Raw genomic sequence first — 12,597 nt, 5'->3', positions numbered from 1 at the left:
GACCTAATCCTCGATCAGCTTCATCAGCCGCCGTTCGATCGGCGCCAGCACCGGGCCGAGTTCATGGCCGCGCTTCACTACCTGGCCATGTTCGGCGATCAGCGCCCACATCCCCTGGCGATTGCGCAGATCGGGGCGTTTCTCGATCCTGAATTCGGGGCGCTCGGCGGTGCGGCGGAACGCGGCGAACACCGCCGCGGCGTGGCCGAGCTCGATCGCATAATCGCGCCAATGCCCGGCGGCGACCATGCGGCCGTAGAGATCGAGGATCCGGGTGAGCTCGAGTCGCTCGAAGCCGATCTGGCTCGGTTGGCGGCCGGATAGCGGAAACGGCGTGACCGTCCCCATCAGGCCCGGTCACGCTCCGGCAGCTGGGTGGGCTCATGTTCGGCGAGCAAGGCGTCGAGCCGCTTGCGCAATGTCTCGATCTCGCAGCGAAGCAATTCCACTTTCTGCGTCTGCGGATCGAACATCTCGCTGCACGGCGTGCCGTAGGCGAGGAACGGCTTTTCGCCCTTCCCTTCGACCATCGTCGGCCGCGCCGGGATGCCGACCATCACCGCGCCCTCGGGTACGTCGCGCGTGACGACTGCATTGGCGCCGATCCGCGCGCCGACCGCGACCGTCACCGGCCCCAGCACCTGGGCGCCCGACCCGATGATGACATTGTCCTGGATCGTCGGGTGGCGCTTGCCAGCGACGCCGTCAGCCGGATTGGTCCCGCCGAGCGTGACGCATTGATAGATCGTGACATTGTCGCCGATCACCGCCGTCTCGCCGATCACGGTGAAGCCGTGATCGATGAAGAAGAACTTGCCGATCTTGGCACCCGGATGGATGTCGATCGCGGTGAAGAAGCGCGCGATATGGTTCACCCAGCGCGCCAGGAAAAACAGCCGCGCATCGTATAAGGCATGTGCGATACGGTGATAACCGAGCGCCCAAACGCCCGGATAAAGCAGGATTTCCACGTTCGATCGTGGCGCTGGGTCGCGCGCCCGAATCGAGTCGAGATAAGCCCTGAGGCCAGCAAGCATTGGCGCGTCCCCTTCGCCGATTTCGCTATATCTAGGACGCCCGGCTGACGATTTCCATAACCGCCCTGTCGCAACTTCGTCGGAGAAAAGCCCATCTTTGTTGTAGGAATTAGGTTCGCGCGTCATGCAACGGACAGGGCCCCGGGGAGTTTGCGCTGTTGATGGTCGATGTTTCGCTGGCCTCGATCGAGGCGATCCTGCCGTTCATCGCGATCGGGTTCGCCGCACAATTGGTCGATGGCGCGCTGGGCATGGCGTTCGGCCTGATCAACTCGACATTGTTGATCAGCGTGATGGGCCTGCCGCCGCGCGTTGCCTCGGCCAGCGTCCATGCGGTCGAGACCTTCACTACCGCGGCGTCCGGCATCAGCCATGTCCTGCACCGCAACGTGAACTGGCGGCTGTTCGCGCGGCTGGTGATCCCCGGCATGATCGGCGGCGTGCTTGGCGCCTATGTGTTGTCGTCGGTCGACGCCTCGATCGCGCGGCCGTTCGTGATGGCCTATCTGAGCGCGATCGGCCTTTATCTGCTGTTTCGCGCCTGGCGCGGTCGGGTCGAACCGAGGACGCCCAAGGTGATCGAACCGCTCGGGCTGGTCGGCGGCTTTCTCGACGCGGCGGGTGGCGGCGGCTGGGGTCCGGTGGTGACGAGCAACCTGCTGGTGCAAGGCGCCTCGCCGCGCGAGACGATCGGCACGGTCAACACCGTGGAATTCTTCCTGACGACGACGATCTCCGCGACGTTCATCTTCACCTTGGGATTCGCCGCTTTCACCCTGCAGACCTTGGGTCTCCTGATCGGCGGGCTGCTCGCGGCGCCGCTGGGCGGGTGGCTGGCCAAGAAGGTGCCGGCGCGTCCGCTGATGGCGATGGTCGGCGTGCTGCTGACGCTGACCAGCGCGTTCTCGATCTATCAGGCCCTGGCGCGGTAGCGCTCTTAGACGTCGAACATCTGCGGGGCGCTGTCGATGACGCGGCGCGTGACCTTTTCCAGCGCGGCATTGAGCGCCACCCGCTCCGCGTCGCTCAGATCGGTGAGCCATTGCTCATAGAATTTGCCCCGCGCTCCGCGGATGGCGGCGTGGACCGACTTGCCCGCTTCGGTCAGCGACACCAGGCTGCTCTTGCGATTGCGCGGATTGGCCTCGCGCTGGACGAAGCCGCGCTGCTCGAGTGACGCGACGGCCCGGCTCACTTCGGCCCGGTCCGAATAGGCGACGCTGGCCACTTCCGCGGCGCTGCACTTCCCGATCATTTCGACATGCGTCAGCACCCGCCATTCGGCGAGAGAAAGCTGTGCCGTATCCCGGACATGCTGCGCCGTAACCCGATCGATCATCTTGCTGAGCAAAAGGATGCGATAGGGAATGTGCGAGGGGCCGAATTCGAACGATGGTCGGCTGGACTTCGCCTCCGTCGGTGGTTCGGTACGGATGATCTTCTGCTGCATCGCGATTTTGTAGCCGCCAGAATCGCTATTGTCTTCTCGCCGTGAGGTATCGCGCCTGATCGTTGACAAATCAACAAATGCGGCGTTTATCCGCTGTCCATGAGCGGACACCATCCTTTCGCGCCGGGGCTCGACTACGCCTTCACCATCTCGATCACGCTGTCGAAGCCCTATTGGATCAAACCCGGCGCGCGCGGCGACACGCGCGCAGCAATCTACGCAGCAGAGGGCACGGTTGAAGGGCCGCGGCTCAATGGTCGCGTGGTCCCCATGTCGGGCGGCGATTTCCCGCTGTCGCGGCCGAACGGCGTGATCGATTTCGACGCCCGTTACCTGCTCGAGGCCGACGATGGCGCGATCATCTATCTCGAAAATCGCGGGTTTCGCTGGGCGCGAAGCCCCGAGATCGCCGAGAAGATGCGTCGCAACGAGCCGGTGTCGTTCGACGATTATTATATGCGCGTCACCCCGCGCTTCGACGCGCCGGCGGGTCCGCATGAATGGATGTCGCAGCACGTGTTCGTCGGCGTGGCGGAAAAGGTGCCGAACGCCAACCGGATCCATTATTTCGTCGTCTTGTAGGGAGGCAATGTGCGTTTTCGGCCGCTGATGCGCGCGGGGAGCGACCCTTTCGGTCACCCCACCAAGCCGCCTTTGCCGCCGGCCGACTTCTCCTGCCGGACCGAACGCGGCCTGACGATCGAGCGCAATTGCCGCATCCGCTTGCGCGACGGCGTGGAAATCTTCGCCGATCTCTATCGCCCCGAGGGCGCGACGACGAACGTGCCGCTGCTCTTGGCCTGGGGCCCTTACGGCAAGCATGCGCTGACCAACCGCGTCTTCTGGCCGCGCTCCGGCGTGGACCCGGAATGGCTGTCGGAGCTGACCCCGTTCGAGGGCCCCGACCCCGTCTGGTGGGGTCGGCACGGTTATGGCGTGGCGGTGGTCGACCCGCGCGGCGCCTGGCTGTCGGAGGGCGATTTCCACCACAATGGCATCCAGGAGGCGGAGGATTGCGCCGACGCGATCGAGTGGCTCGGCCGATTGGCCTGGTCGAACGGACGGGTCGGGATGACCGGCGTGTCCTATCTCGCCAACATCCAATATCTGGTCGCGCCATTACGCCCCGGGCCGCTCGCCGCGCTCAATCCGTGGGAAGGCTTTTCGGACTGGTATCGCGAATTCGCCTATCATGGCGGCATATTGGAGACGAGCTTCCTGCGGCGCGCCTGCGACAATATCCAATGGTCGCTCCATCGCACCGAGGATAGCTGGGCCAATATCATCGCCCACCCGCTGATCGACGATTATTGGAGGTCGAAGGAGCTCGACCTGGAGGCGATATGCCAGCCGGCTTATGTCGTCGCCAGCTGGTCCGATCAGGGGCTGCATTTGCGCGGCACGATCGAGGCGTGGCGCCGGATGGGATCGGCCGAGAAATGGCTCGACATCCATGGCCAGAAGAAATGGGCGCATTATTACCGGCCCGAGAGCCGCGCGCGCCAGCTCGCCTTTTTCGACCATTATATGCGCGACCGGCCCACGTCCCTCGCCGCCTGGCCGAAAGTGCGGATCGAGGTGCGCGAACGGCATGGCGTGGCCGAGGAGCGCGCGGAGAATGAATGGCCGCTCGCGCGCACCGACTATCGCCGGCTCGCGCTCGACGCGGCGAGCGGTACGATGGACGACGATGCGCCGAGCGAAAGCGAGGTCCGGTATCCGGCGTCCGACGGACGCATCTGCTTCGACCATCTTTTCGCCGAAGCGACCGAGATCACCGGCCATGCCAGCCTGAAGCTGTGGGTCGAAGCGGTCGGGAGCGACGACATGGACCTGTTCGTCGCCCTGCAGAAGATCGACGCGGCGGGCGAGCCCGTCGGCTTCACTTTCTACGCCTTCTATGAAAACGGTCCCGTGGCGCTTGGCTGGCTGCGCGCCAGTCACCGGGCGCTCGACCCCGAGCGTTCGCGCCCGGAACGGCCGGTCCATCGACACACCAGCGAAGACCGGCTCGCGCCCGGCGACTGCGTGCCGGTGGAGATCGAGATCTGGCCGTTCTCGGCTCGCTTCGCGGCGGGCGAGACATTGCGGTTGATCGTCGCGGGGGCGGACATCTATCCTAAGGAGGAAGGCGCGATGCTGCCTTTCCCACTGCACCAGCAGACGCGCAATGCCGGCACGCATATCATCCGTACCGGCGGCGCCTTCGATTCCGCGATCCTGCTTCCCATCATCCCATCAAAGGACGCACCCCAATGACCGCCGCGGACTGCACGCTCGAGCATGTTTTCGACATCGAAGTCCTGTTTGGCGCCGACCGGCATATCTTCGGTCCGCTGCCCGGCGGCGGCAGCCAGAGCTATACGTCCGCGATCGGCGGCACGATCAGCGGACCGCGCCTGTCGGGCCGCGTGGTTCCACACAGCGGTGCCGATTATGCCCTGGTCCGCGACGACGGCACGGTCGAACTGAGCGCGCATTACATGCTGGAGGCGGATGACGGCACGAGCATCTACATCCAGAATCGCGGCTACCTCGTGCGCGCCGCCGCCGGCAGCACCCAGCCATCCTATTTCCGCCTGACGCCCTATTTCCGGGTGCCCGCAGGACCGCACGACTGGCTTTCGCGCACCGTGATCGTCGGCGGAGGCGAACGGCGGACAGCACCCGATCGGTCGCTCTTCCGCTATTACGCGCTGGTGTGACGGGATGAAGCGGCGCGCGGCTGACCACTATCGCCCGCACGATTTCACGCGCGCGACGCGGAGGCTCCGGGGTATCTTCCGCCGATGAGCTCGACCGGACCCACGGCACCGCGCGGTGCGGCCGACAGGCTTGCCTATCTGCTCAAGCTCGTCGCCGCGGGACCGCCTCAGTTCACGCTAGGCGAACTGGCGGCCGGCGCCGCCCTGCCGGCAAGCTCGGTTCATCGCCTGCTTCAGGCGCTGGTACGATCGGGTCTGGTCGAGCGCGGCCATGGCCAATCCTACCGCCCCGGGCGCGAACTGCATCGCCTGGCCTCGCAGCTCGTGGCGCGGTTCGATCTCGTCCGTTGCGCGTCGCCGCTGCTGGAGGAGCTGGTGACCCAATGGCACGAGACGGCGGTCTTGTGCACCTACAGCCCGTCGGTGCGCGCCGCGATCATCGCCGATGTGGTGATGACCCCTCACCCGCTGCGCTTCGCGGTCGAGCGCGGGCTTGAGGTTCAATTGCCTTGGGGATCGCTTGGCCACGCCATTCTCGCCTTCCTGCCATATGGCGACGCGGAAGCGATCATGCGCGAGGCCAAGGTCGGACCGTTGAGCGGCCGCCCGCGATCGTCGCGCCCGGAGATCGAGGCGGAGCTGCAGCAGATCCGCGAACGGGGCTTCGCCCGCTATTTCGATCCACGCTATGACATCGCCGGTATCGCGGCGCCCGTGTTCGGCGCCTTTGGCGAGATTTTGGGATGTCTCGGCGTGACCATGCCGTCGAAGCGATACCAGCTCCATCTCGAAGACGATCTCGCCACGGCAGTGCGCGCATCCGCCGAGACCCTGAGCTCAATGGCTGCGATCTCGCACAGCTGATCACGCATCTTCCGTATTCCGGAATTGAGCTTCCGGAATTTGGAATTGCCTTGACAGTTGATTGTTCAACATGTCCATCTCCGCTTCGGCGATGCCGCAAAGGCACGCGACGAACCCTAGGGGGGATGCACTATGGCAATTCGATTGACTGCGCTCCGTGCGGCTACTTCGATCCTCGCGCTTGCCGGCTCCATGTCCGTCGCAGCACCCGCGCTGGCCCAAGACACACCGGACGCCAGCGCACAGGATCAAAAGGACAGCCAGGCGCCGTCCAAGGACGACATCGTCGTGACCGCGCAATTCCGGTCCCAGCGGTTGCAGGATGCGCCGCTGGCGATCACCGCGGTGTCGGGAGCCATGCTCGAAGCGCGCGGCCAGACCAGCATCGCCGATATCGGCAACCAGGCGCCCAACGTCACGCTGCGCCAGGCGCCGGCAACCTATGGCCCGGCGGTCGTCGCCTATATCCGCGGCGTCGGACAACGCGACACCAGCTTTGCGCTCGAACCTGGCGTCGGCCTCTATATCGATGACGTCTATCTGCCAACGTTGCACGGTTCGTTGCTCGACCTCATCGATCTAGATCGCGTCGAGATCCTGCGCGGCCCGCAGGGTACGCTTGCCGGGCAGAATTCGATCGGCGGGGCGATCAAGCTCTATTCGAAGAAGCCGGACGGCAAAGGCGGCGGCTATGTCCAGGCGACCTATGGCGCCTATAATCGGGTCGAGCTGCGCGGCGCCGCCAACTTCACCATCCTGCCGGATCTGTTCGCGCGCGTGTCGGGCACGGCGGTCCACAAGGACGGTTATATCACGCGCTACGATTATGCCTGTACGCATCCTGGCACGGCGATTCCGTCGACATTGGTCAATTCCCAGTCGTGCAAGCTGGGGACCGAGGGCGGCAAGGACTATGTCGCGGGGCGCCTAGCCTTGCGGTATGAGCCGAGCAGCAACGTGACTCTCGATGTCGTGGCCGACGTCACGCGGGACGACAGCGAGGCGGGGCCGACGACCCTGCTTTATGTCGGGCAGAACGCCAATCCCGGCGTCGCCAACACCGGATCGGCGACGACGGGGACATCGGTTCCCGCGTATACGCTCAATGGCGTGCGATACGGCACCTCCACCGGATCGCAATTCATCAGCTATTCGCCGTTCGGCAATTATGCGCAGGATACATTCAGTTCCAGTCCGTACGTAAGTTACGAAAATTACATGGAACTCAAGCCGCGCGACGGATCGGCGCCGTGGTCCGCCCCGATCAAATCGGCGATCAATTCCTGGGGTGTTTCAGGAAATCTGAAAGTCGATCTGTCGCCCGATTTCAGCATCACGTCGATCACCGCCTATCGCAAATTCGATGGCGTCTACTCTTCGGCCGATGGGTCGCCCTTCTCGCCGACCTTGCAGGCGAGCCAGATCTACAATCGCCAGTTCAGCCAGGAGCTCAGGCTCAACGGCAATATCGGCTCGGCGTTCAACTTCACCGTCGGCGGCTATTATCTGCACAAGCGCAGCCAGAACATCACGCGCGTCACCCTCACGACGCTCAACTTCATCGAGAACAACAAGATCCCGGCGACCACCAAAGCCGTGTTCGCCAATGGCGATTGGGAACCCCTCAAGAACCTGCATCTGGTCGGCGGCATCCGATATACCGACATGACCAAGAGCTTCATTTACGGGCGCAAAGGCATTCCCGGATCCTCGACGGGAGGGGCGACGCCGCCGTCGATCGCTTCGCTCGACGGCCTGGTCGGGACATTCAAAGGCAATCGCGTCGATTGGCGCGCCGTGCTCCAATATCGCTGGTCGGACGAGATCATGACCTACGCCCAGGTTTCGACCGGCTTCAAGAGCGGTGGCGTCAATCCGCGGCCGTTCTTCCCTGCCCAGGCGCTGGCGTTCGGACCCGAGACGCTGACCGCGTATGAGGCGGGATTCAAGAGCGACCTGTTCGACCGTCACGTACGGCTGAACGTCAGCGCCTTCCTCAACAAATACAATGATATCCTCGTTACCGTCGCGAGTTGCCCGCTGCCGGGCGTACCGGCGGCGCCGTGCGCGCTTCCGCTCAACGCCGGCAAGGCGGACGTGAAAGGCGCGGAGGCCGAATTGACGCTGCGCCCGGTCGAGGGCTTCACCATCGATGCGTCGCTTGCCTATCTCTACTTCAAATACACCTCGATCTCGGCGACCGCCGCGACCTCCGGCATCGGCATCGAGGACAAGGGGCAATATATCTCGCCCTGGCAATGGAGCCTGGGCGTGCAATATGATTTCGAGTTCGCCAGTGGCGCCAAGCTGACGCCGCGGATCGACGTCGATCACCAGGATTCGTTCAATCGCAACGCGAACAATGTCGACGCCGTGACTGGCGGCAAGGACATCTTCGGCGAAGTGAAAGGACGCACGCTCGTCAATGCGAGGCTCACCTTCCGGACGCCGAAGGACGATTGGTCGCTCGCGATCGAGGGCCGCAACCTCACCAATAAACTCTATTATACCGATATTTTCGACAATCGCGGGTCCACCAATTCGATCCAGGGTTCACCGGGCGAACCGCGGACATGGGCCGTCACCCTAAAACGGAAATTCTGAGCCGCGGCGAAACAGCCCTGCCACCACCCGCTCGCCTCGATTCCGAATCCAGTGGAGTTTGCCATGGTCTCTCAGCCCAACCCCATCGCCACCGCAGCGCCAAGCGGGCCGATCGTCGCGGGGCTGCCCATGCCCGATTTCCGCCGGATCGGCGTGAAGCCGATTTCGGGCGCGTGCGGATGCGAGATCAGCGGCGTCGACCTGCGCCAACCGCTCGACGACGAAACGCTCGCCGAGGTGATGAAGGCGTTCGAGCATTTTCTGGTGATCCTGTTCCGCGACCAGGATCTGACGCCCGAGCAGCACAAGCATTTTTCCCGCTATTTCGGCGAGATCACCGAACTGCCCCAGGCGCCGATCTATGACGGGCATCGCGACATGCAGGAGGTGCGCCGCGAAGCGCACGAGCCCGAAAATGTCGTGCCGTCGTTCGAGCATTTCCACACCGACAGCCCGTTCCTGCTTCAGCCGCCCAAATGCGTCGTCATGCGCGCGCTGGAAGTGCCGCAATGGGGTGGCGATACGGCATTCTCGAACGCCTATCTCGTCTACGAACATATGTCCGATGGGCTGAAGGCGCTGCTCGACGGCCTTCAGGTGGTCTATTCGGGCAAGGATATCTGGGCAAAGAATGCCAAGCTGGCTCCCGACAAGCGGCTGCGCCTGCGCGAGAGCCATGATTTCACCGAGGACGAGCTCGAAAATGTCCATCCCGCGGTGCGCGTCCATCCCGTGACGGGGCGCAAGGCGCTGTTCGCGACGACCGCTTACTTCAAGCGTTTCGTCGGATGGAGCGAGGAGGAAAGCCGGGCCTTGCTCGCCTATCTGCAGAGCCTGGCCCAGCACCTCCATTATCATTGCCGCGTGAAATGGGAGAAAGACACGCTGATCGTGTGGGACAATCGCTTCACGCTCCACCGCGGCGTGCATGATTTCAAATATGAGCGGCGGCATCTGGTCCGCACCACCGTGATCGGTGAGCGGCCCCTTGGTCCATCGGACCTCGAGCGATCATGAAGGTCAGCGCGGCGATCGCGGAAATACTCGCGCGCGAAGGGATCGACGTCATCTTCGGCTATCCGCGCAATGCCGTGCTCGAACAGGCGGCGGCGATCGGCATCCGCCCGATCATCGTCCGCCAGGAGCGCACCGGCGTGCACATGGCCGACGCGCTGTCGCGGCTCTCCCGCGGACGGCGGATGGGCGTGTTCGCGATGCAGCACGGGCCCGGCACCGAAAACGCCTATGGCGGCGTCGCCCAGGCCTATTCGGAAAGCGTGCCGATATTGGTGCTGCCGCAAGGCTATACGCGGCGGCTGGCGCACGTGCCCGACAATTACAACGCCAGCATCTCGATGCGCGACATCACCAAGACCTGCGAGCCGATCCTGCGCGCCGAGGATACGCCCGCAATCCTGCGCCGCGCGTTCACCGCGCTGCGCAACGGCCGGCTTCGCCCAGCGCTCGTCGAAATGCCGTGGGACGTGCTCGACGAGGAACTCCCCGAACCGCTCGATTACACGCCGGTCGTCACCACCCGCAGCGCGCCCGATCCGGAAGCAATTGCCCGGGTGGCGGATCGCCTGGTCGCGGCAAAGCGGCTGGTCATCCATGCCGGGCAAGGCGTGCATTGGGCCGAAGCCTATGCCGAATTGCGCATGCTCGCCGAATTGCTCGGCGCGCCGGTGTCGACCAGTCTGGAAGGCAAGAGCGCGTTCGACGAGACGCATCCGCTAGCGCTCGGCTCCGGCGGCGCGGCCATTCCGGGACAGCTCCGCCATTTCCTCGACCGCGCCGACCTGATCCTCGGCATCGGCTGCAGCCTGTCCGAAACCGCCTTCGGCGTGGCGATGCCGGCAGGTGCGGCGATCGTTCACGCAACGCTCGATCCCGCCGACATCAACAAGAGCGTGCCCTGTATCGACGCGCTCATCGGCGATGCGAAACTGACGCTCGCGATGCTGGTCGCGGCCTGTCGCGACCGGCTGGACGGCTCGCGCGATCCCGGCCCGGCCGCCCGCGAGATCGCCGAGGTCGAAGCCCAATGGCTCGCCCAATGGCTGCCGCTGCTCGAAAGCGACGATACCCCGCTCAGCCCCTATCGCGTCCTGTGGGACCTGCAGCGCACCGTCGATGTCGCCAATACGATCATCACGCATGATGCGGGGTCGCCGCGCGATCAGCTCTCGCCTTTCTGGACGACGACGTCGCCGCTCAGTTATATTGGCTGGGGCAAGACCACCCAGCTCGGCTACGGCCTCGGCCTGGCGATGGGGGCGAAGCTCGCCTGTCCGGACAAGCTATGCATCAACGTCTGGGGCGATGCCGCGATCGGGTTCACCGGCATGGATTTCGAGACGGCGGCGCGCGAGCGGCTGCCGATCCTGTCGATCCTGCTCAACAATTCGGCGATGGCGATCGAGCTGCCGATCATGCCTGTCGCCACCGAGCGCTTTCGCGCGACCGACATTTCGGGAAATTATGCCGATTTCGCGCGTGCGCTGGGCGGTTATGGCGAACGCGTCACCTCGCCCGACGAGATCGTCCCGGCCATCCGGCGCGGGATCGCGGCGACCGAAGCCGGGCAGCCGGCGCTGCTCGAATTCATCACCGCACAGGAAACACGGGCATCGCGCTTATGAGCAATTCCGGCGAGACGCGGCGCTGGCCCTGGTCGGCGACCTGGCCGTTATTCGTCCTGACGCTGGTTTCGGTGTCGAACTATCTCGACCGTTCGCTGCTCGGGCTAGCGCTTCCCGCGATAAAGCGCGAACTGGGGTCGTCCGACACCGTGCTGGGCTTGGTATCGGGACTCGCCTTCATCCTCTTTTACTCGTTGCTCGGCATTCCGATCGCCTGGCTGGCCGATCGCGCCAACCGGCGCAACATCATCGCCGCGGGTCTCGCTTTCTGGAGCGTGATGACAGCGTGCACGGGATTGATCGGCGGCATCTGGCAATTGGCGGTGGTGCGGCTGCTGATGGGCGCCGGCGAAGCCTGCGGAACAGCCCCATCCAATTCGCTCATCGCGGACCGTTTTCCGGCGGAACGGCGGCCGCTCGCGCTGGCGTTGTTCGGAACGGCTTCGCCTTTGGCCTTCATCCTGTTCTTCCCGCTCGCGGGGTGGATCGCGCAAACCTATGGCTGGCGCGCGATGTTCATCGCCATCGGGCTGCCAGGACTGTTGCTCGCGCTGCTGGTGATCTTCACGGTTCGCGAGCCGGAACGGACCGTCCCGCCTCCCCCTCGCCTGCCGATCGCCAGTTCGCTGCTCACCGACCTGCGAGCGCTCTTCGCCAATCGCTGCTTCACCTGGATCTTCGCCGGCGTGACGCTGATGGGGGCGAACGTCTGGGCATCGGGGGCCTGGGTGCCGTCCTTTTTCATGCGCGTGCACCATCTGGGCGTCAGCGACGTCGCCAACATCATCGGCCCGACGCGCGGGTTCATCGGCCTGTTGGGCATCTTGATCGGCGGCGTGCTGATCGATCGTCTACCCAAGGAGCGCATCGCCTGGCGGGTCGGCCTTCCCGCCATCGCCTGCTTGCTGGCCGGCCCCGCTGAGGCCCTGTTCCTGCTCGGCAATTCGCATTCGGCCTGGCTGGGCGGGTTCGCGCTCAGCAGCTTCTTCATGCTGATCCATCAGGCGCCGATCTACGCCGCGGTGGTGAACATCGTCGGCGAGCGGCGCCGTGCGCTCGCCACGGCAGTCATCCTGCTCGGCGCGAGCCTGATCGGCGACGCGGCCGGCCCGACCGCGGTAGGCGTGCTCAACGACCTGCTTGCCCCGCGTTTCGGCGACGAAGCCATCCGCTATTCGATGCTGATCGTCGCCGCTACGCCGGTGTTCGCCGGATTCTGCTTCCTGCGGGCGGCAACCCTCTATGCCGCGGCGGCAAGTGCTGGCCCGAAGGAAGCTGGCGCGACGAGCTAGCGC

12 protein-coding genes are annotated in these 12,597 nt (G+C 64.6%); 9 read left to right on the top strand and 3 right to left on the bottom strand.

Annotated elements, in window-relative coordinates; genetic code table 11:
* Positions 1 to 3 precede the first annotated feature (3 nt).
* Both AC1DQQ_RS19045 and epsC read right to left on the bottom strand, forming a co-directional pair.
* On the bottom strand, positions 4 to 348 hold the full coding sequence (locus AC1DQQ_RS19045) for a DUF2794 domain-containing protein (protein WP_478031596.1): 345 nt from the start codon (positions 346 to 348) through the stop codon (positions 4 to 6).
* Entirely contained in the window at positions 348 to 1,037 is a 690-nt protein-coding gene (gene epsC, locus AC1DQQ_RS19040) for a serine O-acetyltransferase EpsC (RefSeq protein ID WP_478046359.1), read from the bottom strand. Before epsC ends, AC1DQQ_RS19045 begins: the two co-directional genes overlap by 1 nt.
* Positions 1,038 to 1,198: 161 nt before the next feature.
* On the opposite strand from epsC, the gene AC1DQQ_RS19035 reads away from it, so the two are divergent.
* The gene (locus AC1DQQ_RS19035; RefSeq protein WP_478031824.1) at positions 1,199 to 1,969 is read left to right on the top strand and encodes a sulfite exporter TauE/SafE family protein; all 771 of its coding nucleotides are present in this window, start codon (positions 1,199 to 1,201) and stop codon (positions 1,967 to 1,969) included.
* Between the two features lie 5 nt (positions 1,970 to 1,974).
* On the opposite strand, the gene AC1DQQ_RS19030 is transcribed toward AC1DQQ_RS19035, so the two are convergent.
* Entirely contained in the window at positions 1,975 to 2,487 is a 513-nt protein-coding gene (locus AC1DQQ_RS19030) for a MarR family winged helix-turn-helix transcriptional regulator (protein WP_478031594.1), read from the bottom strand.
* Between the two features lie 99 nt (positions 2,488 to 2,586).
* Between AC1DQQ_RS19030 and AC1DQQ_RS19025 the strand changes: the two genes are divergently transcribed.
* The 8 genes from AC1DQQ_RS19025 to AC1DQQ_RS18990 all read left to right on the top strand — a co-directional run bounded on the left by AC1DQQ_RS19025 (position 2,587) and on the right by AC1DQQ_RS18990 (position 12,594).
* On the top strand, positions 2,587 to 3,069 hold the full coding sequence (locus AC1DQQ_RS19025; RefSeq protein ID WP_478031592.1) for a DUF3237 family protein: 483 nt from the start codon (positions 2,587 to 2,589) through the stop codon (positions 3,067 to 3,069).
* A 9-nt stretch (positions 3,070 to 3,078) separates the two neighbouring features.
* Entirely contained in the window at positions 3,079 to 4,746 is a 1,668-nt protein-coding gene (locus tag AC1DQQ_RS19020; protein ID WP_478046357.1) for a CocE/NonD family hydrolase, read from the top strand.
* Entirely contained in the window at positions 4,743 to 5,192 is a 450-nt protein-coding gene (locus AC1DQQ_RS19015) for a DUF3237 domain-containing protein (protein WP_478046355.1), read from the top strand. Before AC1DQQ_RS19020 ends, AC1DQQ_RS19015 begins: the two co-directional genes overlap by 4 nt.
* Positions 5,193 to 5,276: 84 nt before the next feature.
* Positions 5,277 to 6,056, top strand: a complete 780-nt coding sequence (locus AC1DQQ_RS19010; protein ID WP_478046354.1) for an IclR family transcriptional regulator — start codon at positions 5,277 to 5,279, stop codon at positions 6,054 to 6,056.
* A 192-nt stretch (positions 6,057 to 6,248) separates the two neighbouring features.
* Positions 6,249 to 8,660, top strand: a complete 2,412-nt coding sequence (locus AC1DQQ_RS19005) for a TonB-dependent receptor (protein ID WP_478046352.1) — start codon at positions 6,249 to 6,251, stop codon at positions 8,658 to 8,660.
* A 63-nt stretch (positions 8,661 to 8,723) separates the two neighbouring features.
* Positions 8,724 to 9,677, top strand: coding sequence for a TauD/TfdA dioxygenase family protein (locus tag AC1DQQ_RS19000; protein ID WP_478043000.1), 954 nt, complete (start codon positions 8,724 to 8,726; stop codon positions 9,675 to 9,677).
* Positions 9,674 to 11,302, top strand: a complete 1,629-nt coding sequence (locus AC1DQQ_RS18995) for a thiamine pyrophosphate-requiring protein (RefSeq protein ID WP_478046350.1) — start codon at positions 9,674 to 9,676, stop codon at positions 11,300 to 11,302. Before AC1DQQ_RS19000 ends, AC1DQQ_RS18995 begins: the two co-directional genes overlap by 4 nt.
* Positions 11,299 to 12,594 carry a spinster family MFS transporter gene (locus AC1DQQ_RS18990; protein ID WP_478031581.1) on the top strand — a complete coding sequence of 432 codons (1,296 nt, stop codon included), beginning with the start codon at positions 11,299 to 11,301 and terminating at the stop codon, positions 12,592 to 12,594. The genes AC1DQQ_RS18995 and AC1DQQ_RS18990 overlap by 4 nt, the downstream gene beginning before the upstream one ends.
* Positions 12,595 to 12,597 lie beyond the last annotated feature (3 nt).

The organism is Sphingomonas sp. P4_G3 (assembly GCF_056401105.1).
This window is presented reverse-complemented; position numbering and strand designations above follow the sequence as displayed.